Consider the following 26,447-nt stretch of genomic DNA (forward strand, 5'->3'; position numbering starts at 1 on the left):
GTGGTTTGATTTTTATCGTCATGCTGCGTAATCAAAATTTCCCAAGTTCAACTGTACGGATTTGACAGCAGGGGTCAGTTTATTTATGGGGCTCATAGGAGCATTGATAGTAGGTGGTATAAGTATCATCTCTACTAATAAACAAATTGAAGATCCAGGTGTAACCACTGAACTTGCTTTTATACTCACCTATTTTATAGGCGGACTATGTTTATGGCATATTCCTTATGCAGCGGCACTTACAGTCGTCCTTACTTTCCTTCTAGTGACAAAGCATTCAATGCATGGAGTAGCGGTTAGATGGATTACTGAGCGTGAATTTAAAGATGGTATCTTTTTACTGGCCTTGCTTTTAATTGCACTTCCTTTAACCCCCAATAGGGATCTTTGGGGTTCAGTACTAAATCCTTATATTATTTTAAAATTATTGATATTGATTTTAACCATTCAAGCACTAGCACATATGGCAAAGAGGCTTTTACCATCACGCCACGCCATGTTTTTATCTGCTTTAGCATCAGGATTTATATCCAGTACAGCCACGATTGCAAGCCTTGGAATAGAAGTTCGTCAGGGTCGTGCAGATGCAAAAGAAAATGCTGGAGCTGCCCTTATATCCTGTGTCGCAACAGTGGTACAGCTTCTTATTATTGTTGCAGGTGTAAGTTTTAGCTGGCTTAAAATTTTATTATTCCCCTCTATTATTGCCATGATAGTTTTAATTATTCCTGGGATATGGTTGATGAGAAAAGCTCGATCCGAAGAGAAAGCTAAGTTAACTGATACACCCATGTTTAGTTTAAAAGAGGCAGGTATCATTGTAGTCACACTTACTATTATTCAAGTACTTGTTTATGGTTTAAGTTTATGGCTGGGTGACGCCGGTCTTATCGCAGGAACCGTACTGAGTTCTATGTTTGAGGTGCATGCAGCAATGGCTGCTGTAGTCATGCAAGGGAACCCAACTAACCCTATTTTATTGCTCGCCTTATTATTGGGTTTAGCGACACATGCAATTTCTAAATCAATTAATGCGGCAATTACGGGTGGTTTTCAATACGCACTTGCTTTTGTTCCAATCCAAATTATTCATATGATTGTTTTAATTATCTTGATATATACTATGACAAATAATTAAAAAAACTCAATGAGTAAGGCTCATTCACCCGCTTTAGAAACCGATTTTCGGCCTTGTTGATGGTATAAAAGAATTATAAAAACAACAAGTCATACGAATTAATAGCTACGACCGATAGTTTCGCTTCAAACAAGAGATGCTGTATAAAAAAGCCAAGTAACTTGGGTTGCCTGGCTTTTTTGCATCTATGGCTTTTATCTGAAATATAGCTGAAAGATTAGGCAATAAAGAATATACATATTGATATATAAATAAAAGTTGATTACTATTGTTGCCTAAATTTAATATCCTTACTAGCAGTGTTGTATAGGCCAGTTTTTATCAATGCTATATCGCTTCCACACCTTATAATCGAGATTGAGATGAAAATATATAATAAAAAAATAGCACTGGCTTTGGGCTTCTGTGGCGTATTTGCGACATTACCTGCTGTAGCTGCATTGCAGAGTTTTGAGGTAGAGAATAACAATGACATTAAATGTGGCTATAAAAATGATAACGGGAAGATTGTTGTATCTGCAAAATATTATAGTTGTGGAGATTTTTCAGAAGGTATGGCTCGTGTCTCATTAATGAAAATGGGCACAGTTAAAGGTTACGATGGCGTTGAGGATTATGAAGACTATTTATACATGCAAGGCTACATCAATGAAGATGGCAAACTGGTCATACCGGTTGAACATCAAGCACCGCTTTTTTATGGCGTGATTATTGACTATCGTGACTTTAAAGAAGGTTTGGTTGCCGTCTACAAAAACGGCAAATATGGCTATATGAATAAAACGGGTAAAATGGTTATACCTTATGCTTACCAAACGGCAGGTGATTTCAGTGACGGTAGAGTAGTCGTCAGCAAAGATGATAAGTATGGCGTCATCGATAAAATAGGTAAGACCGTAGTGCCGTTTAAATTCAATTGGTTAGACGATTACTATGAAGGTCTGGCTAGATATAATACCTCGGTGCAGGGTGACGATGAGGGTAAGATTGGCTTCGTTGACAAGTCTGGCAATATAGCAATCCCTGCTAAATGGGATGAGGCCATGGAATTCTCTGAAGGACTGGCTGCTGTAAAAGTTGGAGCATATAACAACGGCAAATGGGGTGTTATAGATAAGACTGGCAAGGTTGTTGTCTCACCAAAATATGATATGGCTTATATTGAGCCGATGGGAGATGCTGAAGACGTCGATGGTGGTCGCTATGAAGGTGGGAAGTTAGATGTTTATAATCTGAACACTAAAGGCGCTAATGCCTATAACGATGGCTATGACAGTATCACTCGCTATACCTTAGATCGCCAAGGCAAGGTACTCACTAAAAAGACTTATGCAGACTGGAATGAGATGGACGAAGAGCGTTATCCACAAAATTATCAGTGATTCTATAAAGGTTTGTAGAGCCATTTAATCTAAATTGAGAGAAAACTTATTATGTTAAAAAAAACGAGCCTAATGTTCGCGGCATCTTTGGTTATTTTGGGGCTATCTTCTACTTCTAATGCAGCACCTAAAACGAAATACGGTGTGACAGTGGTTGAATGTGACTTTGATTATGAAGATGAAGAGTTTTGTACTGATAGCCGCTTAAAAAGCTACGCAAAGGTGATAAAAGAGCGCAAGCCTAACTTTGATGGTAATAAGATTATTTATATCTTTGAAACAAATGCCACAGGTTATGTGAACAAGAAACCATATCGATTGGTTGTTATTGACCCTGCTAAGAAGAAAGTCATGCCTTTTGGTTATGCCTTATCAGCTGCCAGCGGTAGTGGAGGCAAGGCGGTAGCCGTGAATAATAGAGGCGATACTATGCACTATGATTTTACTCTTAAATCCAACCGCTTTTGTTTCTCGGGCGATATTGATGCTTACAGAAATTCCTACGGCTATCAAGACGGGCCTTTTTGTTTTAAATATGATAAGACTGAGCAAGACTTGGTGAGAGAGTATTAGGTTCATTTTTATATATATCTTCTAGATCAAAGGCTGTAATTCAAGTCAGCCTTTGAGACCATCCCAGATTCTGTGTAACTGCCATTTAGATTAAATGCTTACTGATACGATCATCAAACATAATCATAAAGCGATTTAAAGCAGCCGTCCAGTTACGGATTGGCATCGACCACCTTGACGATGCCTGCTGGGTTGCTAAGTACACTACCTTGAATGCTGCCTGATCAGACGGGAACACCTTACGTTTATTCACCGCTGTCCGAATCACGCTGTTTAAAGACTCAATAGCATTGGTGGTATAGATGGCTTTTCTGATGTCTTTAGGATACTCAAAGAACACCGTTAAGCCCTCCCAGTTATTACGCCAAGACTTGATGACATGTGGGTACTTATCGCCCCACACCTCATCAAAGTGTTCAAGATTGGCCTCTGCTATCTCAAGCGTATCAGCGCCGTAGATGGCTTTTAAATCAGCCGCTATTGCCTTCTTATCTGCCCAAGGTACAAACTTCATCGAATAGCGCACCATATGCACGATACACAGCTGAACCTTGGCTTTGGGATAAACGGTATGTAGTGGCCCACTAAATTTAGATTCTATTTAAGAGAAGATATGCCGCGCACGAAAAAGCCAAACAACCTAAGCTGTTTGGCTTCAAATATATCAAGTAACCTATCTACTGTTATTATGCTCACGCCAAGTGGCATGCTCGCATACCTCACAGCACCAACTGTCTTTTGCCCGCATATAAGGAATGTCTGCTGGTATCTGTAAAGGGCACACATAACCACAGTACTCGCATCGCACATCATCTAAATAAGCGAAACACTCGCCGATTGTCTCGAAAAGTACTTGAGTGCTAATCTCATACTTTTCACAGACCGCTTCTACATGCACGATATAATCACTTTCGTTATCATATGACCAGTAATCCTCACAGATTCTTAGATCTCGTGCGTTCTGCGTCATATTCGGCTGAAGCTTTACACTCATCACATTCTCCTTAGTAGCCGACATAGTCGGAGTGCGGTAATAGCTCATAAAGCTCGCTCTGAAGCTGACAACGCATATCCTCAATCACATAGTCAAGATTCGCATCCAAGCGCTTCTGTACCCACACACGCAATGCCATATCGTTATTAAAGCAAGACTTCACTCCTAAGAAGCGAGCGAGGTTATGACCCGATGAAATATACAACTCACGCATCAATGCATTAGCAATCTCATTCGCATCATCACTGATTGCACCGTCAGGCTTAAACTCAGCAAACCGCTCTTCATAATTGATGATTGTCATTGTGACGTCTCCTTGTCTGTTTGTGCATTAGAGCTATTTCCTGCGTTGGTTAACTTTTCCTTGCTCGCAAGTAGCAGATTATCCATCGCTGAGCCATCCTGACGGGTGATATCAGGCACATAGCGGCTATACACCCGAAACAGCATCTCCGTACTACTGTGACCCATCTGCCGGGCTATCCACTCAGGGTTCTCACCAGCAGCGAGCCAAAGTGTCGCTGCGGTATGCCGAGTCTGATAAGCCCGCCGATGTTTCAAACCGAGTAGGGCAAGCGTGGGTTTCCATACCCGCCGGTTCACATTGCGGTACTCCATCGGATTGCCTTGTGAATTGCAAAACACAAACTCTGACTTACCAAAGGTGCGTGCCTTCTGCTCTAGTAGGGCGTCATACACTAACTGTGACATCGCAATATCACGTTGCGAGCCTAACGTCTTCGTTGGACCCATCTCACCGTTTACTAGCGCACCACGGATACTTATCTCACGGCGATCAAAGTTAATGCAGTCCCATTTCAGCCCATCGATCTCACTGGTACGCATCCCGGTAAAAAAGCGAATGGTGTAGTAGGGCTTATAATCCGCACGGACATGCTTTAAAATCAGCCATACCTCACTCAATGTAAACGGGTTTACATCCGGACGAGCTTGCTTGAGGTTCTTAATATTTTTATAAGGCATCTCAAACTCATGGCGATCTGACGCTTCTTCTAGTATCATACGAAGAAGTATCATGATCTGGTTGATCCGTGCTACTGACAGACTTGACTGACCATCTTTACCGTAACGAACTTTGGCGAGAGAGCTACGGAAGGTCAGCAAGTCTGGTTTTTTTATGGCATGCACTGCTTTACCACCAAACTCAGGCAACAAGTACTTATCAAGAATAATCTTTATTTTTTGCCGATAGCTCGGCCGCCATTCAATTTTCTTCTCCTCATACCAAATCTCTGAAAACTGCCTAAAGGTAGGGTTGCGACTAATACAAGCTTCCGCTCTATCAGCCAGTGCTGTCATCTCTTTTAAACGCGTACTCTTCGGAAAGTAGGCGCCATAGTCGAAGATGCCTAGGGTTATTTCTGCATCTATCTTTTTCAAAACAGTCGCTAATTTTTTTCTGTTAGCTGGGTTATCTTCCAAGCTAGTCTTTTCTCGACAACGTATACCTAGGTAGTAGAAATCAGCGATTAGTTTGCCAAACCGTCCTTGTATAGTAGCCATGATAAATCTCCTGCTATTATTGAAGTGCCATACCGTTGATAGCGCTCATAACCGGCTTGCACATATCCTCTTCGATACGCTCCCATACATATAGAATTTTACGGCCACCAAAAGGGCGTATGTAGTGAATGTTTTCAATCAAAACGGTGTCTTTCATTTGATTGCGGATAGTACGTGCGTCGTACTTGATGCGTTCGGCTAACTCATCAGTTGTTAAATAAGTATTGCTCATAGTGTTTACCTCTTTTCAGTTATTAAGTCATTGCATTAAGTGATAGAATAGAAATTATTTTATCAGCCTTAAAAATGCACCTTTGAAGTATCAGCTGTTATTTACCTGCTTAGAGGTAATTAGTAACCGATTTGTGTACTATATTATCTTTTTACCTCAATGTAAAGCATTTTTACCCGAAAAGAGGTATTAATTATGATTGTGTCTAAACTTCCTGTAATTTTGGCAGAGAAAAAGTTGCGTGTAGCAGATGTTGTAAGAGCAACAGGTATGAGTAAATCAACACTTCATAAGCTATACAATGAAGAGTCATCAAGAATTGACTTCAATACTATCGACCAGTTATGTGAGTTTTTGGATGTGCAGGTAGGTGACTTATTTATTTATGAGCCAAATACTAAGGATGATGAAGAGTCTTGAGGATCTACAAAATTGAAAAATATGCGCAGAGAAATAAGTGGCAGAGCGATATATATAATGCGTTTCAAGGTGTGAAATTAAGGTTGGGGTTATTATTAATAATTGCTTTTTCATGATTTGGTCACGTTTTGGTCACGCAATGAGCTTAATTCGCAAAAGTAGTGAAAAAGTAAAAACCATGTTAAGAAATATTTTCTTAGCATGGTTTTTTATAAAGATAAGAATAATAAGTTGGGGTCAATTATAGAATCAGTATTTATGGCATGGGCACGAAATGGTCACGTTTTGGTCACGGTACTGATTTTTGAGCTTTTAATATATTAGCTAAACTTAGCAATTAGACTGAATAGCTCATGCTGAAAAACGCTATAACCCTTGAAAATTGGACAAAAAAAAGCCTCACTGTTAAGTGAGGCTTTTTAAGTATTTGGAGCGGGAAAAGAGATTCGAACTCTCGACCCCAACCTTGGCAAGGTTATGCTCTACCACTGAGCTATTCCCGCTAATTATCAATTAACTATCGTCAGTTGATGAAGGCGTATTATACGCAGTTTTATTTACCTGTCAACACCTAACACGAAAAAAAGTAAAAGTTAGCAAAACAGGCATGTCATCCATTCATAGTTTTATGTTATAACAGTTTATTATAATATGTATTCCAAAAGCTTTGTATGGAAGAAATAAGCTGGTGTGCATTTTATAAGAAATTTCATTCTTATGGATAGTTATCAATATTTATAATTTTAAGCATTAAGGATAAAAAATGAGTCAACAATATACCATCGCGGATTATTTATTCGATCGTATCGCTGAAACGGGTGCGACTGAAATCTTTGGCGTGCCCGGTGATTTTAATTTAACGTTTTTAGATAATATTATTGCGTCTGATAAGTTGCGCTGGGTCGGCAATACCAATGAGCTAAATGCTGGCTATGCTGCTGATGGCTACGCACGTGAGCGTGGTTTTGCTGCTATGGTGACGACCTTTGGCGTGGGTGAGCTGTCGGCGATTAATGCTACCGCGGGCTCTTTTGCCGAGTACGCACCCGTGCTGCACGTGGTCGGTGCGCCAAGTACCGCCCTGCAAGATTCGAAACGCCGGATTCACCATACTTTAGGTGATGGGGTGTTTAATCATTTTATTAAAATGGTTGAACCGGTCACCGTCGCGCGAGCGCAAATCACGCCTGATAACGCGGCCTCTGAGATTGATCGTGTGATTCGAGTTATTCTGAAAAAGCATCGTCCCGGTTATTTGTTGTTATCACCAGATGTGGCGAAGATGCCGATTTATCCGCCAACGACCAAGCTTGATGACAGCCAAGAAGATATCACCAGCCAAGCCGCGTTGGCAGACTTTAAGCAAGCACTCATAGAGTTTTTACCTAATAAAACCACCACACTGATGGCAGATTTGATGGTGCATCGTTTGGGGTTGCAAAACCAGCTAAAGGCTTTAATTGCTGATACCGATATTCCTTATACGACGTTATCATGGGGCAAAACCTTGCTTGATGAAAACAGTGAGCGTTGGGCAGGTACTTATGCAGGCGTGGCATCACGTCCTGTGGTTAAAGATGCGGTAGAAAATTGCGAATGCTTAATTAAAATCGGCGTGCAATATACCGACACAACCACCGCAGGTTTTAGCCAAAATATTGATGAAAAAGTTGTGGTTGATTTGCATTATGAGCGGGCATCTATCAGCGGTCAAAACTTTGCACCGATTGCGCTTAAAGATGCGCTGCAAACCCTGCATGAAGTCATGACCTCAGGCATTAATATCGTACCGAAGCAATTTTGCAAAGAGATGCAGCCGCATGAGCAAAACGGCAAGGATGACGAGCCGATTCGCCAAGATGACTTGTGGCATATCATCGCCGATGCGCTTGATGATAAAAACCTCGTATTTTCTGACCAAGGCACGGCGTATTTTGGTATCAGTGATGTGCGGCTGCCAGAAGGGGTGACGTCTTATGGGCAACCAATGTGGGGCTCAATCGGCTATACCTTGCCAGCGAGTTTGGGTGGCGCTATTGCCTCACCGCATAAGCGTAGTATCTTATTGATTGGTGACGGCTCGGCTTTATTAACCATTCAAGAAATCGCGGTAATGATTAAAGAGCGCATCAATCCGGTTATTGTCCTGATTAATAACGATGGCTATACCGTTGAGCGAGCGATTCATGGTGAAAATCAGCGCTATAATGACATTCCTAAGTGCGACTGGCAAATGATGCCAAAAGCCTTTGGCGCGACGGAAGAAAATAGCTTAATCCTTAAAGCAGAAACCGCTGGCGAACTAAAAGCAGCGCTCCAGAAAGCAGCGGCCACCAAAGATAAACTGGTGATGTTAGAAGTGATGACAGATAAACACGATATCCCGCCATTATTGGCTGATATCAGTGCCGCCCTTAAACCAAAATAGCCTAAGTAATATGATTTTATAATTTGCATGAGTATTTATCATTTACCATTAATAATGATTAAGCATTTATAAAAACACTGAGCACTTATAAAACAGAAAAGTCCTATTTGGCATTATGCTAAGTAGGGCTTTTTTGATGATGAAAAGGCAGGTTATTAATTTGCTTTCTAATATTCTTAGACTAAGGTTTATAGCGACGCTAAAAGCCTTTATGATTGAACAAATAAAGAGCCAATAGTGAATATTTTCTATAGGAATTGCATGCGTACGACGCTTAACACAAACTACCATTAGGATTCTATGTTATACAATAGAGTAGGCTTTTATAGATTGGGTTTTTAAAGTTAGACAGTTAAGAAAACTACAATAAGACTGTTTAATTTAGAGCATTTCAATTTGAAGCTTTTGCAACAAGTACGCTAGAAAAGCTAAAGGACACACTTACATAATAATGATTAAAAATAGGGCTTAAAAAAGATGGATACCTTAAATATCCTGTATTTCGTAGGAGCAGTTTTAATTTTTGCCAGTATCATGGCAAGTACCTTGTCGGCGCGTTTGGGCGTGCCGCTATTATTGTTGTTTTTAGTCGTGGGCATGCTCGCCGGTGAAGAAGGTATCTTGGGTATTGAGTTCTCTCAATATGGTCTTGCTAACTTTGTCGGGCAGGCGGCGCTGGCTTGTATTTTGTTAGATGGTGGACTGCGCACCTCCTTTAAATCTTTTCGAGTGGGGCTAAGACCCGCCATCACACTTGCCATGTGGGGAGTGCTGGCAACGGTCATGATACTGGGCGTCTTTGTCACGTGGCTACTCGATGTCGATTGGCGCTTTGGGCTATTGATGGCAGCTATTGTCGGTTCGACCGATGCGGCAGCGGTATTTTCATTGCTGCGTAATGGCGGGGTTAAACTTAACGACCGCGTACAAGCGACGTTGGAGCTTGAATCTGGTGCCAACGATCCACTAGCCATTTTATTAGTCACCGGATTGATTGCGCTAAATGTCGACCCTGAGGGACAAACGGTACTGGGCTTTATAGGCTTGCTATTACAGCAGCTGAGCTTCGGCCTCGGTATGGGTTTATTATTTGGTTATTTATTGGCAAGGCTATTACCGAAGATACATTTGGCAGAAGGCATGTATGCCATTTTGATATTGTCGGCGGGCTTGGCAGTATTTGCGGCGACCAATTTAATCGGTGGTAGTGGGTTTTTGGCAGTTTATCTGGCTGGCGTGCTGATAGGCAACCATAAAGTGCGCTCAACCGAGCACGTGATGCGGGTAATGGACAGCTTTGCGTGGCTATCGCAAGCAGTCTTATTTGTGGTCCTGGGTCTGTTGGTGACGCCATCAAACGTCATTAATGTTTGGTATTACTCGGTTGCGATTGCCGCCTTTATGATTTTAATTGCTCGTCCTATCGCCGTATACAGCAGCGTAAAACCCTTTAAGTTTAAAGACCGAGAAATCGGTTTTATTTCTTGGGTTGGCTTGCGCGGTGCCGTACCGATTACCCTTGCTATTTTGCCCGTAATGGCGGGTATTGACGGCGCCTTTATGCTGTTTGATATTGCCTTTGGCGTAGTAGTTTTATCCTTGATTTTGCAAGGCACAACCATTCCCTTTATGGCGGATTTATTTAAAGTACGCATTCCCAATAACAAAGACCCCGAAGAGAAGCATGAGGTTTGGGTATCGGACAAGGCAAGTATTACTTTATATCAGTTTCAAGTAAAGTCTGGGGCGTTTGCGATTGGACGTCATCCAAAAAGCATTTCTAACCACGTTAACCCTGATGAAATTAGTGTGTTTGCCTTGGTACGCGGTCAGCAGATTGTCATTGTCGACGAAGACACTAAGCTAAAATTTGGTGATAGCGTTTGGTATGCGATGCGCGGCAATCATGCCAGCCAAATTGCGCGGATTTTTAATGACACCACCTTAGACCGCAAAGCTATCGATGATTTTTATGGCGATTGGCTCCTATCACCGAGCGTTAAACTGGGCGACTTGCCATTTTTTACTGGTGTTATGACCTCTGAGTCTTTGGTCGATAAGCTTAAGTCCATGCCAGAAGATAACGAAAAAAATATGTGGCAGCAAACGGTTGCTGAATACGTCAAAGGTAACCTAGATATGGCGCCGGTATCGGGCGATACAGTGGCGATTAATGATGAATGGTCACTGGTCATCAAAGAAGTCGATGATAAAGGCAAACTTAGAACGATTGGTTTAAAACGTGAAGAGCTACCAAAAGCAGGGTAGCTGTTTATCGTTATTTTTTGCCATGACTGTTTATCGTTATCCTTTATTATTATCCATTAAATGCTTGTCACTCTATAAAAGCCCAGTCATTTGCTGCAAAAAATCAGCGACGTGCTTATGCAGATTTTCTCGATAAGCCCAATGGTGTTTGACCTCGTAGCTTGCCTCATTGGGCAATAGTATTTTCATCATCCCTTTCTCTTCATAGCGCTTGGCCAAATCATTGGGCAAGTAGCCGACATGATGACCTGCCAAAATTAACTGCGCGGTCGCCTCCATATGGTACGTGGTGGCGCTTAACGTTTTTGGGCGGACATGATTGATGCTCAAATCGGTAATATAACCCCGTTTTATCCATGGATAATTTTGTTCCAAATCTTCAAAGGTTAAACCGTCTGCTTCATAAAACAGCGGATGCTCGTGTCCACAGCAGACGACTTGCTTTTCGATAAATGCTGGTTGGAAATTCAATAGAGGCGGGAAGCTGCCAAAATATCCCACGCCAATATCACTTTCATTGCTAACTAACTTATCAAGCATACTCTCAGGGCTTTGCACATCGATAGAAAAATGTATCAGTGGGTTTTGACGATAACTCGCAGCCAAGCATTGACGCAAGACATCATAAAAAAATGTTGGCATCTGATCGATAAGACATAATCGAATATGACCGCCGCGTACTGAATCCAGTTGCCGAATATAATGCAGTTGATGCTGAAAGCTGGCCACCGCCTCATTAAAGCTTAAGCAAGCCTCATAAACCGCTGCGCCGTCTTCGGTGAGCTTAAAACCCGCGCGCCCGCGATGACAAAGCGTCATACCCAAACGATCTTCTAAATGGGTTAAATGACCGCTGATGACAGACGGCGTGACATTTAAGCGTGACTGCGCGGCGGTCACACCTTGGCATTCCACGATAGCCATAAAGCTACGTAAGGTTTTGATATCAATTTTTATCAATTCATTTAGCATGGAAAGTCATGTCTCCGTGTCTATTATCTTAATCTGTCTTAACCAAATTTTTTATAAAACTTCTATAAATAACGAATAAATCAAAGTTACTACGAAAAACCAGAAGTTTACTTCTGAATTTTACCATGGTCTCGCCTTTGATATTTAGGTATTGTCAGAGCTATAGAAAAAACGGCATAGACAAAAAGTAATATAGATAAAAAGTAATATAGACAAATTGTCTGTTTTGACCAATCGATACAAGGATGTGAGTGATGAAATTCAATCAACCATTAAGCGGCAACGATATGCCAAGATTTGGCGGCTTCGCCTCTATGATGCGCCTGCCAACCCAAGCCGATGCTGAGGGGCTAGACGTGGCTTTTGTTGGCGTGCCTTTAGATATCGGCGCCTCAAACCGTAGCGGTGCCAGATTGGGACCACGCCAGATTCGTGATGAATCACGCATGATTCGCCCTTATAACGTCGCCACTCGTGCCGCGCCTTTTGAGTCCTTACAAGTCGCTGACATTGGCGACGTGCCTATCAATACTTTTAACCTGCTAAAAAGCGTCGATATTATTGAGAAATTCTATACCGATAAAATCCTTAGCCATGGCGCTATTCCTTTAACGTTAGGCGGTGATCATACGATTGCCTTGCCTATCTTACGTGCGCTCGCCAAAAAATATGGCCCTGTTGGGATGGTGCATATCGACGCCCATGCCGATATCAATGATGAGATGTTTGGCGAAAAAATCGCCCATGGCACCCCATTCCGCCGTGCCGTCGAAGAGAACCTTATCGATGGCAATCGCGTCGTTCAGATTGGTCTGCGTGGCACGGGTTATAGCGCCGAAGAGTTTGATTGGTCGACCGAGCAAGGTTTTCGCGTCGTGCCTGCTGAGGAGTGCTGGTATAAATCATTGACACCATTAATGGCAGAAGTGCGCGAAAAATTAGGCGACGGCCCTGTTTATTTAAGTTTCGATATCGATGGTATTGACCCTGCGTTTGCACCGGGTACGGGAACGGCTGAAATTGGCGGTCTGACGTCAACACAAGGTATCGAAATCATTCGCGGTATGCGCGGACTGGACGTAGTTGGTGGCGATTTAGTAGAAGTGTCACCGCCGTATGACCCGTTTGGCAATACTTCGGTACTGGCCGCGAACCTGCTATTTGAGATGCTATGTATCCTACCGGGTGTGCGCTATGACGATAAGGTCAAAGCCATTTATTAAGCACAATTTATACACTTAAACTGCCTTTTATAAGGAATTAAAGGGCAGTTTGGGTTTAGCTTGGATTTGATACTGAACGACTTATTTAATTGCTATTGAATTTTTTAGGATGATTAACTCATGACGCACTCTCTGCAAACGCCTTCTTTATTGCCAAATTCCGCGCCAACTGCCTCATCTTTGACTTGCGGTGAGCTACTTGTCCAGTGGTTAGAATATTACGGGGTGGAGACGGTATTTGGTATTCCGGGCGTGCATACGGTCGAGCTATATCGTGGCCTGCCGAATACCAATATTCGCCACGTGACGCCACGTCACGAGCAAGGTGCTGGCTTTATGGCCGATGGTTATTACCGCGCGTCTGGCAAAGTGGGGGTTTGTTTTATCATCACTGGTCCCGGCATGACCAATATTATGACGGCGATGGCGCAAGCATTGGCGGATTCTATACCAATGCTGGTGATATCTAGTGTCAATAAAGTGCAGCATACCGGCAGCGGTGAAGGGCACTTACATGAGCTGCACGATCAGCAAGGTATGATCAGTAAGGTTGCGCTTATGAGTAAAACCATTTGGCAACCTGAGTCACTACCCAAAGTCATCGCTGAAGCTTTTGCGTTATTTAATGGCGCGCGTCCGGGACCGGTGCATATCCAGCTGCCCATTGATGTGATTACCGCCGATGCCAGTTATGTCGCCAAGCCGCCTAAACTAAATAAGCTAAATGCTTCTCTAAACAGCCAATCTGCTAATAATATTTTGGCGCAACCACAAGCAAACAAACCACTTCCTCATCCTGCGCAATTAGATTTGATTGTTGAAACCTTAAAAACGGCAAAAAATCCAGTCTTGCTTTACGGTGGTGGCTGCGCTGATGTTAATCATGACGCACAAAAACTGGCAGAACTTATCGATGCGCCAACATTTTTGACCATCAATGCCAAAGGTTTACTGCCGCCTGCGCATCCGCTGAGTTTGGGTAGCAATCAATCATTGGCCGCTGGTCGCGCCGTCATTAGCGAGGCCGACTTAGTATTGGCGATAGGTACGGAGCTTGGTGAGACTGATTACGATGTTTTTTTTAATGGTGGGTTCAAAATCAATGGCACGTTGATTCGTATCGACTGTGACGCTCAGCAATTACAGCGTCCGTTTAGAGCGGATATTGCGCTATTGTCGGATGCGCAAATGGCTATTAGTGGTCTATGTACGCGCTTAGAAAATCAACCGCTGCATCATCAAGCAGCACCGCGAGTAGCAAAGGTAAAGCAAGCGTTGATAGAAGAAATGACGCCAGATTTTGCTGGTCAAAACGCGCTACTACAGCTGATTCGAGATGAGGTGGAAGACGTTATCTTCGTTGGCGATTCAACCCAGCCTGTTTATAGCGGCAATCTTGGCTTTGAAGCGTTAGCTACGCGCCGATGGTTTAACTCATCGACGGGCTTTGGCACCTTAGGTTATGGTTTGCCCGCTGCGATTGGTGCCATGATTGGCTCAAAAGCGCCCGTTATTAGCCTGATGGGTGATGGCGGCATTCAGTTTACTATTGCCGAGCTAATCTGTGCCGCCGAGCTTGAGCTGCCATTAATTGTGCTGTTATGGAACAACCAAGGCTATGGCGAGATTCGCCGCTATATGCAAGAGGGCGGCTTGCCATTGATTGGGGTCAATATTAAAACCCCGAACTTTGAGCGGTTAGCCGCAGGATTTAGCGCCGGTTATCGTCGAATCACAGATAAGCAGCAGCTATTAGATGCCTTGCAAGAGGATATTAAAGGCAAACAACCAATTATTTATGAAGTCGATGAAGCCGATGCATTTCTTCTTGAAATGGGTAAAGGTTTTACCTGCTTTAGCTAAAGCATAATTGCTACTAAAAATAACTTATAAAACGTTATCTAACTATTTGCGCAATGCGCTCAGTCTATGGATAGATTGGGCAGCCAAAGAAAAAATTGGCGCTCGTCGCCTATCAAGGAGGATTAAATGACGAACTATATCGATAAATCCCAGCAGCCAATCTTAGGCAACAATATCATTGTTTCAGGCACGCCAGAAGGACTACATTGGCGCGCCTCCATGTGGAAGTTTTTGCTATTTTCAGCACTGGGTATTGCGCTGTTTATTATTCCCTTTCAGTGGGATGGCAAAGTCACCATTTTATTGGGCGTGTTAACCGATACTCTGCAAGCAGTGCTGGGCAGTTATGTGGTTTACGCGGTATTGGCGATTGTAACGGCTTCCTTTATCGGGGCGCTGGCTGTTAAGGTTTTAAGACCCAATCTGCCCGCAGGCTCCATGTGGGCAAAGCTTTTTGATGTCGACTGGTTTTGGCTTGCTGCCCGCTTTTTGGGCGTACTGTTTGCGTGGATGATTTATTTACAAGTCGGCCCTGAATTTATCATCAATCGTAATACCGGCGGCGTGATTTTTGAAGACCTGATTCCTATTTTGATTCCTTTGTTCTTCTTTGCCATTTTATCTTTACCGTTTCTCACAGATTTCGGTTTGATGGAATTTTTGGGTACTTTATCTAGCAAGGTGTTCGTTAAGTTATTCAGGTTACCGGGTCGCTCTGCGGTCGATGCGATGTCCTCTTGGTTTGGCGCTGCCTCTATTGGTTTGCTGGTGACCATGCAAGAGTATGATAAAAGCTACTATAGTCAGCGTGAAGCGGCAATTATTGCCACCACCTTTTCGGTGACGTCCATCGCCTTTACCTATGTCGTTGCCAAAACCATCGGCGTCGATAACAACTTTGTTTTCTTTTATCTGACCATTGCTGCAACTGGTTTTATCGCTGCGATTATTATGCCGCGTATACCGCCGCTGTCGTTAAAGCCTGATACTTATCATTCTGGCAAAAGTATGCTCGATGAAGAAATCCCTACTGAGTATTCTACTTACCAATGGGCGGTCAATCGTGCCGTCACGCGCGCGCATTCCATGCCAAGCTTAGGGAGGGTGTTTAAGCACAGCCTAAAGAACTTATTTGATATTTATTTTGGCTTAATTCCAGTGATTTTTGCTATTGGCGTCATTGGTCTTGGTTTGGCAGAATACACGCCGGTATTTAATTGGCTCTCTGCGCCGCTCGTGCCATTACTTGAATTATTGCAAATTCCAGAGGCAGCAGAGGCGGCGCCTGCGATGATTATGGGCTTTGCCGATATGTACTTGCCAGCCTTGGTTGGTAAAAGTATCGAGAGTGAAATGACGCGTTTTATCGTTGGTGCAGCTTCTATTACCCAGATTATCTATATGTCTGAGGTAGGCGCGCTGATATTGAAATCAAACATCAAGCTGAACGTCTTAGAGCTGTTTATGATTTTTATCTTGCGGACGCTGATTAGCTTGGTGGTCATTACGTCGGTGGCGCATCTATTGTATTAGTCGTGATTGCAACGCCTCATTTTGGCATTAAAAAAGCAGTGAACAGTTAGCGTAAAGACAACTTTATTAAACAATATAAGGCAACTAGTCATCATGGAAATAACAAATTCTTTATCCTTAACGAGAGCCGCCGCTCAGCAAAGCATGAAAAATGAAGTTAGGTTAAATGCCGCCTACATAGAGGGTGATTGGGTCACGATTGCAGCATCTGATTCGGTAGGTGAACATGCTTTATATGATCCAAACTCCGGCGAAGTCATTGCAAAAACTCGCTTGTGTTGTAGCGCACAGGTAGACAGCGCCGCTTATGCCGCATCACGCGCTTATGCAACTTGGTCGCAAACCAGCGTCAATGAGCGCGCGCGTTATCTGCAGGCGATTGCAGATACGATGGCGCAGCAGTTTGAGAAGCTGGTTGCGTTGTCGGTATTGAATAATGGTAAGCCGATTGCAGAGGCGAAAATAGACGTGAGCGACGCCATTGATTGTTATCGCTATTATGCCAATCTTATCACCGAGCAGACGACTTGGTCTAAGGTCGAGACAAACGAGTCAAGCATACGCTTATTAAAAACCTATGCGCCCGTTGGTATTTGCGCCCTTATCGTGCCTTGGAACTTTCCGATGGTGACCACCGCTTGGAAACTAGCGCCCGCGCTGGCGGCAGGGTGTACTGTTATTCTCAAACCATCAGAGGTGACACTATTACCAGAGTTGATGCTGGGCAATATATTGTCTACTATTAAGCTGCCAAAAGGGGTGGTCAATATCCTACCGGGCGCAGCAGAAGTAGGTGCGGCGATGACCAGCCACCCGTTGATTGACAAAGTGTCTTTTACCGGCAGTAATGTCGTCGGTGAAAAAGTAATGCGCCAAGCAGCAACAGGTATCAAGGATATCAGTCTAGAGCTTGGTGGTAAGTCCGCTATCGTAGTGCGCGCAGATGCTGATATTGATTATGCCTGTGATTTAATCATCGGCGGTATCTTTACCAATGCTGGACAAATTTGTTCAGCAACTTCAAGGCTGTTCGTCCATCAAGACATTGCGCAGTCGTTATTTGACGCACTGAAAACAAAAACAGAAAGCCTGAAAATTGGCGATGGTTTTGCTGTCGATACGCAAATGGGTCCATTGGTTAGCGCGCAACAACTTGCGCAAGTCGAAAAGTATATCGATATCGCGATTGGTGAAAATCTTATTTGCCTAACAGGTGGCGAGATACTAGACCGTCAAGGATATTTTGCAACGCCGACTATTTATACGAATGTGCCAGTAAGCAGTCAGTTATGGACAGAAGAAGTATTTGGACCAGTATTGGTCAGTACCACGTTTGCAGACGATACGCAGGCGATTGAACTTGCCAATGATAGTAAGTATGCCTTGGCAGCGACTATTGTCAGTGCTAATGAGACTGCAGCGTTAGAGATGGCGTTACAAATTCAAGCTGGTCATATTTGGGTTAACGAGCAGCAAATTGTAGTACCTGAAGCAGGTTGGGGCGGGTTTAAGCAAAGTGGCATTGGTCGCGAATTGGGTGCTGATGGCTTGTCTGCTTATCAGAAGAGTAAGCACGTTTTGCTACCATTGTAATTACTGTTTTTATTGCACTGTCAAAAAATCCCCTATATAGATATCTTATACAGGGGATTTTGGTTAATGTTTAGTAGATTACCACATCAAATCATCTGGAATAACATAAGCGGCATAAGGGTCATCTTCTGCCAGCTCGACCTCTGACTTGTCATTCGATACCACAATGAAACCTTCGAGCTTGGCGTTGATACGATCAGCTAGTGGACGAGGAAGCAGCGCATAATCGTCTTCTAATCGCGCAATCACCACATGACCCGCTACGATTTGATCATAGAGCTTTTGGGAGATATAAATCTTTTTAATTTTGCCATTATCAACAAACTGATAAGTGATGTCACCCTGCGTTTCTGTGATTTGATGTTGCCTAATCATTTGGATAACGTTGGCTCTTAGCGTTTTTTCTTCTAAAATCTGCTGTTTTTCTTGATTAAGCTTTTGGTCTTTTTCTATTTTTTTGGCTTGAGCGTCTGCCAAGGCTTTTTTGGCTTCAAGATTTGATGCGTCACCGGTGCGCTTGGCATGCTGCGACTGTTTGCTGATTTTTTTGGCTTTTTTGCTATCTACCAATCCAGCTTTTAAGAGTTGTTCTTGTAGGGCGTTTTTGGCCATGTCTGTATTACCTGAGTACCTAAGTGAAATTGCCTAAATCTGAAATTATAGTGTTTAAAAAGGTTATGGTAGCAAATTTTGCGCAGTACTGTCACAGTCTGGCGTAAAAATCGTTCATTACGCCTTAAAAGAATAATTTTAAAAATTAATTCTACATAATATCTCTCACATAAGGTTTAAAGATAAAGAGCTAAGCTTTTATTCAAATTGTCAAAAAGACGCACCCACATCGTGAGTACGCTAAAAGCTATATAGGTGTAATATAAAAATGCTTAAATAAAAATAGAGTTTAGTCAGATTTAGGTTGCTATAGGCGTATCTAAAGTTACTGGTTGTACCTTGCTTGTTTTGCCATCCACTGCTGCGCTTAAATTCACAAGGAAAATAGCAGTGGCTGCAATTAATCCTGGTATCGCGATAAACAAAAAGTTCGTCTGGTGGCTTAGCTCTAGTGTAAGTAACGCGCCAGTTAAGATAGGACCTACGATAGCACCAATACGACCAATACCTGATGCCCAGCCCATAGCTGTTGTCCGTACACTCGTCGGATAATACTGTGCGACAAAGGTGTAGAGTAGTATCTGTGAGCCGATAGTCGTAGCGCCTGCAATCGCGATCAGAGTATATAGTACTAGCTGAGGGCTGTTATAGCCAAGCAGTATCAACGCCGCAGCGCCTAGGGCAAACATGATGGCTAAGACAGGTTTAAGATGAAATTTATCAGCCAGTATGCCGCCGCCGATAGCTCCCACCATGCCACCAATATTGAGTGCAAATAAGAACAGCATGCTTGCACCTAGTGAGTAACCCGCCTGAATCATTAGTTTTGGCAACCAACTAGCAAGGGCGTACACCATCAGTAAGCACATAAAGAAAGCGACCCAAAACATGATAGTAGTGAAACCACGGTTTTTCAGAAATAAGGCTTTAATGGGTGCATCATCGCCTTTGGTCGGCTCGTCCAATAGCAAACTGGTAGAAGTGGTAATCGTTTCTTGCGGTGCCAATTTTTTAACAATAATTTTGGCTTCTTTATCTCGCTTCTCTTTTACCAAATACATCAAAGATTCAGGCAACATTTTCCAAATGATTGGTAAAAGTAGCATTGGAATGCCAGCGATATAAAACATAATCTCCCAGCCAAAATCTACCACCAAAAACGAGCCTAATAATGCCGATGCCATGCCTCCAATGGCATAACCACTAAACATTATAGCAACTAAAGTACTGCGAATACGTTTTGGTGCATATTCGGAGGTTAAAGCCACGCAGATAGGCATAACACCACCGATACCTAGGCCTGCAATAAAGCGCAAAGTGGCGAACTGTATTGGACCACCAGCAAAAGCACCAAGAAAAGTAAAGCTACTGAACAAGCCGACGCAAATCATAATGGTTTTTTTGCGTCCAATCTTGTCTGAGAGTGTTCCAAAAATCATGGCGCCAAACATCATGCCAAAAAGTGCAGCACTGGCAAGAAAACCTGCTTGTACTGCGGTTAATGACCATTCCTCCATGAGTAGGGGCAATGCTACACCATAAATAATAAGATCATAGCCATCAAAGATAATAATCAATAAACACCAAAATAAGACTTTCCAGTGAAAAGGTGCAAATTTGGCTTCATCAATAACCCTATTGATGTTTAAAGTAGGTGAGTCCATTCTTTTTTCTCCGTGGGTAATATCCCTATAAGTCTTTATTAAGTTATTGTTTTCTATCAAGCAAGTCAAAAACCATCTGAGTATTAATTTATACCTATAAAGTATAGATTTTGACGTAACTTAATAAAGGGCGGTGACATGTGGTAAAAGAGAAAAGCACCTACATATCCTTTAGATATGCAGGTGCTTTTCTTAAACCAAATGAAAGATTTAAGCTCTTATTTGTTAGACTATTTTTTTATTACTAAAAAATCTGATGGTATCCGTAACTCTATTAGTCATGAAAATATTGTTTGATTAATTGATTGAACACGTCAGGCTGTTCAATATTTGAAATATGTGAAGCATCGATAGTCGCAAGCTTAGCATTAGGGATGTGTTCGACCATATATTGACCATCGGCAACCGTCGTCACTGGATCTTTAGAACCTGCAACCACCGTAACTGGCACGCGGATATCTTTTAGCTGTTCACGTGTATCAGCGTCAGATAATGCCTCGCAGCAGCTGGCATAACCCTCGCTACTGCCAGCTACGAGAGCGTCAGATAATGCTTTAACTACATCTGGATAATCATCGATAAAACTTGCTGTAAACCAACGCGAGGCAGCGGTAGCGGCGATAGGTTTTAGTCCTTGCTCACGTACCAATTGCGCGCGATCTACCCAGGCCGCTTCATTACCAATCTTTGCGGCGGTATTGCAAAGCATCAAGTGATGGAAGCGGTCAGGGTAATTGATAGCTAACCATTGACCCGTCATTCCGCCCATAGAGATGCCACAAAAAGACGCTTTATCGATGTTTAGATAATCAAGCAAATCAATAACGTCTTGTCCAAGCTGATCTAAACGATAAGGGCCTTTTGGTGCGGAAGATTTACCATGGCCACGGGTATCGTAGCAGATAATAAAGTAATCGTTTTGTAAGGCATCGATTTGCGGCTGCCACATATGATAGCTAGTGCCCAAAGAGTTAGAAAATATCAGAGCAGGATTGCTGCTATCGCCAAAAGTGGCATAGTTTAGGGCAACGTCTTTGTTGTCAAATATGGGCATCATTATTATCCTTTTTAATCATGGTAATGTCATTGCAGTAGTAATGGTGGGTGGTTTGAGCGATATTTATGAATAGCACTATCTAATCGTTGACAACCCGTTCAATAATCATCGCAATGCCTTGTCCAACCCCAATACACATCGAGCAAATAGCATAACGCTTATCAGTTTTCTCAAGTTGATTGAGTGCTGTTAAAATTAAACGTGCGCCTGAGGCACCGAGTGGATGACCAAGGGCAATGGCACCACCATTAGGGTTGACGCGCGCGCTGTCATCAGCTAACCCTAAGTCACGCGTACAAGCGAGAGCTTGAGCGGCAAAGGCTTCGTTTAATTCAATGACATCCATCTCATCAAGTGACAGTCCAGTTTTTACCAGTAGTTTTTTTATCGCTGGTGCTGGAGCAAAGCCCATAATACGTGGCTCAACGCCTACCGTAGTTGAGGCCACAATACGTGCACGCGGTTTTAGATTGAACTTTTTCACCGCTTGCTCTGATGCCACTAAAAAAGCCGCTGCGCCATCATTGATACCTGACGCATTGCCAGCCGTCACGGTGCCATCTGAGGTGACGATAGGGCGCAGTTTGGTCAACTTCTCAAGCGTGGTATCAGCGCGAGGGTGTTCATCGGTATCGACAGTGATAGGCTCGCCTTTGCGTTGCGGGATGCTGACTGGAGTAATCTCATCTTTGAAAAACCCTGCCTTTTGCGCCGCTGCGGTCCGTTGTTGACTACGTAGGGCAAAAGCATCTTGGTCAGCGCGATTGATATTGAATTGTTCTGCGACATTTTCAGCAGTTTGCGGCATGGTCTCCGTGCCATACAATTCGTCAAGCTTTGGATTGATAAAGCGCCAGCCCATGGTTGTATCTTCAAGCGTTTGACTACGATCAAAGGGTTTATTTGCTTTACCCATTACCAATGGCGCACGGCTCATGCTCTCAACGCCACCTGCGATAATCAAATCAGCTTCACCGGCTTTGATGGCGCGTGCCGCTATCGCTAACGCATCCATTGACGAGCCGCATAAGCGATTCACGGTAGTGGCAGGCACTTGATAAGGTAAGCCAGCTAGTAACGATGACATACGCCCGACGTTGCGATTGTCTTCACCGCTCTGATTAGCACAGCCGTAAATAACGTCATCTACTTGTACCCAATCGACATTGGCATTACGTTCCATTAACGCCTTGATAGGGATAGCTCCCAAATCGTCAGCGCGTATCTGTGCTAGAGCGCCGCCGTAGCGTCCAAAAGGGGTGCGAATGGCATCGATAATATAAGCATCATTTAAACCAGTGATTGAATCAGTCATCATCCTTGTCCTTTTTATTATTTTGAATTTGTAGCATCAATTAGCGTCGCACCCGTCAATGCTTGTAAGTCCGCAAAGCTTAAGCCATCGACCATTTCAGTGACGGCTAAACCTTTATCAGTGACATCAATGACACATAAGTCAGTATAAATACGATCAACACAGTTTTTGCCAGTCACAGGGTAGGTAAGCTTGCTAACGATTTTAGGGTCGCCAGTCTTGGTGGTGTGATTGGTCATCACAAAGACTTTTTTGGCACCGACGGCTAAATCCATAGCGCCGCCAACAGCCGGTATTGCATCTGTCGCACCGGTGCTCCAATTGGCTAGATCACCATTTTCAGCCACTTGAAATGCACCTAGTACGCAGATATCAAGATGACCACCGCGCATCATGGCAAAAGAGTCGCCATGATGAAAGAAGCTGCCGCCATCGAGCATTGTGACGTACTCTTTTCCGGCATTAATCAGCTCGGGATCCTCTTCACCTTTGGCAGGTGGTGGCCCAAAAGCTAATAAGCCGTTTTCTGAATGCAAAAATACATCTTTATCATCCGGTAGGTATTGGGCAATTTTGGTCGGTAGTCCGATGCCTAAATTGACATAGGCACCATCTGGAATATCTTGTGCAGCACGCTCGGCGATTTGATCGCGGGTCAAAACGGTGTAGGAAGTATGGCTCATGATGACGCTCCTTATAGTTGGCAGTATTAAGTGGTGGCTGTAGTAGCTGTGCTAGAAAGTTAAGCGCTAGCAGCTTCAGTGCTAGCAGGCTGAATTTGCACCACATGCTGCACAAAAATACCCGGCGTAATAATGTGTTCAGGATCAAGCGCGCCAAGCTCAACGGTTTCAGAAACTTGGGCGATAGTAATATCAGCTGCCATTGCCATGATAGGACCAAAGTTACGGGCAGACTTGCGGTACACCAAGTTGCCCCAGCGATCGCCTCTAGAAGCTTTGATTAAAGCAAAATCAGCCTTAATGGGATATTCAAGAACATAGTCTTTACCATCGATTTCTCGAGTTTCCTTACCTTCTGCGAGTAAAGTACCAAAGCCTGTGGGCGTATATACCGCACCGAGTCCCATACCTGCTGCTTGAATACGGCAAGCCAAATTACCCTGTGGTACTAGCTCCAGCTCAATCTTGCCAGCATGATAAAGCTCATCAAATACCCAAGAATCCGATTGACGCGGAAAAGAGCAAATGATTTTACGCACAGCACCTGTTTTTAAGAGCTTGGCAAGGCCATGGTCGCCATTACCGGCATTATTATTAATGATGACCAAATCCTTTACGCCTAAATTAATAAGTCCATCAATGAGTTCAGCTGGTTGCCCTGCAGTGCCAAAGCCACCAATCATGATGGTGGCGCCATCTTTGATTTGACTAAGTACGTCAGTGATGTTTTTATCTGCTTTGTTAATCATGTTTATATCCTATAAAAAGTCATATGAGGTAGTGTCTTTAAAATTAATAAGTGGTACATGGGTTGGACTCATTGCTCTGACACTACTTAATTTTTTTCGTAAGAGACTTGCTCTTAATTGGCTTCATTATTAGAGGTCGTTAATGAGATAGATGATGTTGGTAGTAGGCGTTTTTTGGTCAGAATATAGTGAGCAATCATGCCAATAAGAATGCCCCAAAACACAGAGCTTAATCCCAAAAAGCTCATACCCGATGCTGTCGCTAAAAATGTAATCAATGCAGAGTCTCTTTGCTCATCATTTTTCATAGCAATGGTGATATTGGCAGAAATGGCACCGATTAATGCAAGGCCGGCCAGTGCCGCGACAAGCTCTTTTGGAAGCAAGCTAAATACCATCACGATACTGCCAGCAAATAAACCGCCAAATAAATAGAAGATGCCATTGGCGACGCCTGCAATATAGCGTTTCTCTTTTATCTCATGAGCATCTTTACCAGTACAAAGCGCCGCAGTGATGGCAGCAAGCACAATGGTAATACCACCAACGCAGGCGACTGCTAACGACGAGAGACTAGAGATGGCGACAATGGGTTTGGCTGGCGTGTTATAACCGCTAAGATTTAAAATAGCCATTCCCGGTAAAAACTGTCCTGTTAAGCTCACAAGAATAAGGGGTATAGCGAGGTTAAACGTTGAGTTCCACGACCATTCAGGTGCAATAAAAGTAGGTATGGTAACGGCTAAATCGAAATGGACAGGGTTCATTTTGCCAAGTAAGACGCTTAAGATAACACCGCATATCAATACCCAGATCATCGTATAGCGCGGCGAAAAGCGTTTGGCTAATAAATAGCAACCGAGCATGCTAAAGACGATAAATGGCATGCTATCAGTGGCTTTAAATAATTCTAAGCCGAATTGAAATAGAATCCCTGCCATCATGCCAGCGGCGATACCGTTAGGAATCCATTTTAATATTTTGTCGAAGTAACCTGTCGCTCCAACAATAAATATGACAATCGCTGAGATGATATAACCGGCAACAGCTTCATTAATACTCATCTGTGGAAATAGGGTAACTAGTAAAGCGGTACCAGGGGCGGACCATGCTGTAATAACCGGTGTTTTATATTTAATAGATAAATAAATGCCAGGAATGGCAGCACCGATGGAGACACCCCAAATCCAAGACGCCATCATGGCATCTGAAACTTGTGCGGCTTGTGCGGCCTGAAAAAAAATAATCAAAGGACCCGCATAAGAAATAAGAACCGCTAAGAACCCTGCAACCGATGCGGAGAGCGACCAGTCGTTTTTTAAGGTTTGGATTACAGAGGCCATATTGCTTCCTTGCAAATTAGCATTCGTTACGGGGTTGCAAATTAAGATGCATGCTACTAATTGGCAGATTTATTATTAGCCTTCGTCGCCACCGCCCACAGGAATGGTACTACCAGTAATATAAGAAGACTCATCGGATGCTAAAAACAAGATGGCATTGACTTGCTCATCAATCGTGCCGTAGCGTTTCATAAAGGTGCGATCAATGGTCTGATCAACCACCGCATTCATCCATGATTTTTCATCATCAGTTAATGGTTTGGCGTTACGTGGAATCTTTCTGGGCGGCGCTTCAGTACCGCCAGTTGCCACAGCATTCACGCGTATACCATCGTTTGCATACTCAAAAGCGAGCGATGCGGTCATGGCGTTCACGCCGCCTTTCGCTGTCGAATAGGGTATGCGGTTAATACCGCGAGTAGCGATAGAGGACACATTAACAATAGTGCCTGATTGCTGTTTGACCATGGTTGGTAAAACAGCATGACAACACCATAATGTTGGAAATAATGAGCGGCTGATTTCCTTTTGGATTTCTGCTTCAGAGAAGCTGGTAAAAGGTTTCATCCATATTGCGCCGCCGACATTGTTGACCAATATATCGATACGCCCATAGCTATCAAGTGCCTTATCAATAGCCTCTTTAGCACCTTGATGGGTTTCAAGGTCAGCTTGAATGGTAATTGCCTCTCCACCATTAGCGATGATTTCAGCCAGCACCTCTTCTACTAATGGAGAAAAGTCTGCCATGACGATTTTTCCGCCTTCACTTGCCAAACGTAAAGCGACTCCGCGTCCGATGCCTTGGGCGGCACCAGTAACGATACATACTTTATTATCAAATCTTTTACTCATGACGGTCTCCTAAAAATCTTGCTCAT

Annotated in this window: 23 protein-coding genes, 1 tRNA gene and 1 pseudogene; 10 read left to right on the forward strand and 15 right to left on the reverse strand. The window is 43.3% G+C overall.

What is annotated here, in order from left to right; translation table 11 throughout:
• Positions 1-85 precede the first annotated feature (85 nt).
• The 3 genes from JMX70_RS01750 (at position 86) to JMX70_RS01760 (ending at position 3,093) form a co-directional block, all read left to right on the forward strand.
• Positions 86-1,138 carry an MgtC/SapB family protein gene (locus tag JMX70_RS01750; RefSeq protein ID WP_227671154.1) on the forward strand — a complete coding sequence of 351 codons (1,053 nt, stop codon included), beginning with the start codon at positions 86-88 and terminating at the stop codon, positions 1,136-1,138.
• A 362-nt stretch (positions 1,139-1,500) separates the two neighbouring features.
• The gene (locus tag JMX70_RS01755; protein ID WP_105245231.1) at positions 1,501-2,520 is read left to right on the forward strand and encodes a WG repeat-containing protein; all 1,020 of its coding nucleotides are present in this window, start codon (positions 1,501-1,503) and stop codon (positions 2,518-2,520) included.
• Positions 2,521-2,592: 72 nt separating this feature from the next.
• The gene (locus JMX70_RS01760; RefSeq protein ID WP_075102637.1) at positions 2,593-3,093 is read left to right on the forward strand and encodes a hypothetical protein; all 501 of its coding nucleotides are present in this window, start codon (positions 2,593-2,595) and stop codon (positions 3,091-3,093) included.
• 85 nt (positions 3,094-3,178) lie between these two features.
• Here JMX70_RS01760 and JMX70_RS01765 read toward each other — a convergent pair.
• From JMX70_RS01765 to JMX70_RS01785, 5 genes and pseudogenes are all read right to left on the reverse strand, one after another.
• A pseudogene (locus JMX70_RS01765) lies at positions 3,179-3,667 on the reverse strand (IS256 family transposase); the annotation flags it as partial.
• Positions 3,668-3,766: 99 nt separating this feature from the next.
• Positions 3,767-4,087 (reverse strand): hypothetical protein, encoded by a 321-nt coding sequence (locus JMX70_RS01770; protein WP_227671123.1) that lies wholly within the window; start codon positions 4,085-4,087, stop codon positions 3,767-3,769.
• Positions 4,088-4,097: 10 nt separating this feature from the next.
• On the reverse strand, positions 4,098-4,391 hold the full coding sequence (locus JMX70_RS01775; protein WP_201589081.1) for a hypothetical protein: 294 nt from the start codon (positions 4,389-4,391) through the stop codon (positions 4,098-4,100).
• Entirely contained in the window at positions 4,388-5,611 is a 1,224-nt protein-coding gene (locus JMX70_RS01780; protein ID WP_201589084.1) for a site-specific integrase, read from the reverse strand. The genes JMX70_RS01775 and JMX70_RS01780 overlap by 4 nt, the downstream gene beginning before the upstream one ends.
• Positions 5,612-5,627: 16 nt before the next feature.
• Positions 5,628-5,843 carry a hypothetical protein gene (locus JMX70_RS01785; RefSeq protein WP_011513303.1) on the reverse strand — a complete coding sequence of 72 codons (216 nt, stop codon included), beginning with the start codon at positions 5,841-5,843 and terminating at the stop codon, positions 5,628-5,630.
• A 195-nt stretch (positions 5,844-6,038) separates the two neighbouring features.
• Here JMX70_RS01785 and JMX70_RS01790 point away from each other — a divergent pair, with 195 nt between their 5' ends.
• Complete coding sequence (locus JMX70_RS01790) at positions 6,039-6,263, forward strand: helix-turn-helix domain-containing protein (protein WP_133104085.1); 225 nt, start codon at positions 6,039-6,041, stop codon at positions 6,261-6,263.
• Positions 6,264-6,691: 428 nt separating this feature from the next.
• Here the strand turns inward: JMX70_RS01790 and JMX70_RS01795 are convergent.
• Positions 6,692-6,766 (reverse strand) — tRNA-Gly (locus tag JMX70_RS01795).
• Between the two features lie 260 nt (positions 6,767-7,026).
• Here JMX70_RS01795 and JMX70_RS01800 point away from each other — a divergent pair.
• Both JMX70_RS01800 and JMX70_RS01805 read left to right on the forward strand, forming a co-directional pair.
• The gene (locus JMX70_RS01800) at positions 7,027-8,691 is read left to right on the forward strand and encodes an alpha-keto acid decarboxylase family protein (RefSeq protein ID WP_201589087.1); all 1,665 of its coding nucleotides are present in this window, start codon (positions 7,027-7,029) and stop codon (positions 8,689-8,691) included.
• Between the two features lie 477 nt (positions 8,692-9,168).
• On the forward strand, positions 9,169-10,959 hold the full coding sequence (locus JMX70_RS01805) for a potassium/proton antiporter (protein ID WP_201589089.1): 1,791 nt from the start codon (positions 9,169-9,171) through the stop codon (positions 10,957-10,959).
• A gap of 72 nt (positions 10,960-11,031) precedes the next feature.
• On the opposite strand, the gene JMX70_RS01810 is transcribed toward JMX70_RS01805, so the two are convergent.
• Positions 11,032-11,931, reverse strand: a complete 900-nt coding sequence (locus JMX70_RS01810; RefSeq protein ID WP_201589092.1) for a LysR family transcriptional regulator — start codon at positions 11,929-11,931, stop codon at positions 11,032-11,034.
• A gap of 254 nt (positions 11,932-12,185) precedes the next feature.
• On the opposite strand from JMX70_RS01810, the gene speB reads away from it, so the two are divergent.
• The 4 genes from speB to JMX70_RS01830 all read left to right on the forward strand — a co-directional run bounded on the left by speB (position 12,186) and on the right by JMX70_RS01830 (position 18,143).
• The gene (speB, locus tag JMX70_RS01815; RefSeq protein ID WP_201589095.1) at positions 12,186-13,154 is read left to right on the forward strand and encodes an agmatinase; all 969 of its coding nucleotides are present in this window, start codon (positions 12,186-12,188) and stop codon (positions 13,152-13,154) included.
• Between the two features lie 120 nt (positions 13,155-13,274).
• A complete protein-coding gene (locus JMX70_RS01820) occupies positions 13,275-15,017 on the forward strand; it encodes a 5-guanidino-2-oxopentanoate decarboxylase (RefSeq protein ID WP_201589098.1) in 1,743 nt (580 codons plus the stop codon).
• A 126-nt stretch (positions 15,018-15,143) separates the two neighbouring features.
• Positions 15,144-16,550: a YjiH family protein gene (locus JMX70_RS01825; RefSeq protein ID WP_201589101.1), complete on the forward strand. Its 1,407-nt coding sequence runs from the start codon at positions 15,144-15,146 to the stop codon at positions 16,548-16,550.
• A gap of 93 nt (positions 16,551-16,643) precedes the next feature.
• Complete coding sequence (locus JMX70_RS01830; protein WP_227671124.1) at positions 16,644-18,143, forward strand: aldehyde dehydrogenase family protein; 1,500 nt, start codon at positions 16,644-16,646, stop codon at positions 18,141-18,143.
• 78 nt (positions 18,144-18,221) lie between these two features.
• Here the strand turns inward: JMX70_RS01830 and JMX70_RS01835 are convergent, their stop codons facing one another.
• The 8 genes from JMX70_RS01835 to JMX70_RS01870 all read right to left on the reverse strand — a co-directional run bounded on the left by JMX70_RS01835 (position 18,222) and on the right by JMX70_RS01870 (position 26,421).
• Positions 18,222-18,755, reverse strand: a complete 534-nt coding sequence (locus tag JMX70_RS01835) for a DUF2058 domain-containing protein (protein WP_200661722.1) — start codon at positions 18,753-18,755, stop codon at positions 18,222-18,224.
• A 299-nt stretch (positions 18,756-19,054) separates the two neighbouring features.
• Positions 19,055-20,419, reverse strand: coding sequence for an MFS transporter (locus tag JMX70_RS01840; RefSeq protein ID WP_102076542.1), 1,365 nt, complete (start codon positions 20,417-20,419; stop codon positions 19,055-19,057).
• Between the two features lie 274 nt (positions 20,420-20,693).
• Complete coding sequence (gene pcaD, locus JMX70_RS01845; RefSeq protein ID WP_201589657.1) at positions 20,694-21,473, reverse strand: 3-oxoadipate enol-lactonase; 780 nt, start codon at positions 21,471-21,473, stop codon at positions 20,694-20,696.
• Positions 21,474-21,555: 82 nt separating this feature from the next.
• On the reverse strand, positions 21,556-22,791 hold the full coding sequence (gene pcaF, locus JMX70_RS01850; RefSeq protein WP_201589658.1) for a 3-oxoadipyl-CoA thiolase: 1,236 nt from the start codon (positions 22,789-22,791) through the stop codon (positions 21,556-21,558).
• Positions 22,792-22,808: 17 nt separating this feature from the next.
• Positions 22,809-23,474 carry a 3-oxoacid CoA-transferase subunit B gene (locus JMX70_RS01855; protein ID WP_144296331.1) on the reverse strand — a complete coding sequence of 222 codons (666 nt, stop codon included), beginning with the start codon at positions 23,472-23,474 and terminating at the stop codon, positions 22,809-22,811.
• 59 nt (positions 23,475-23,533) lie between these two features.
• Complete coding sequence (locus JMX70_RS01860) at positions 23,534-24,223, reverse strand: 3-oxoacid CoA-transferase subunit A (protein ID WP_201589104.1); 690 nt, start codon at positions 24,221-24,223, stop codon at positions 23,534-23,536.
• Between the two features lie 113 nt (positions 24,224-24,336).
• The gene (gene benE, locus JMX70_RS01865; RefSeq protein ID WP_201589107.1) at positions 24,337-25,566 is read right to left on the reverse strand and encodes a benzoate/H(+) symporter BenE; all 1,230 of its coding nucleotides are present in this window, start codon (positions 25,564-25,566) and stop codon (positions 24,337-24,339) included.
• Positions 25,567-25,641: 75 nt separating this feature from the next.
• Complete coding sequence (locus JMX70_RS01870) at positions 25,642-26,421, reverse strand: 1,6-dihydroxycyclohexa-2,4-diene-1-carboxylate dehydrogenase (protein ID WP_102076547.1); 780 nt, start codon at positions 26,419-26,421, stop codon at positions 25,642-25,644.
• Positions 26,422-26,447: the final 26 nt, after the last annotated feature.

The organism is Psychrobacter pulmonis (assembly GCF_904846465.1).
GTDB lineage: Bacteria > Pseudomonadota > Gammaproteobacteria > Pseudomonadales > Moraxellaceae > Psychrobacter > Psychrobacter faecalis.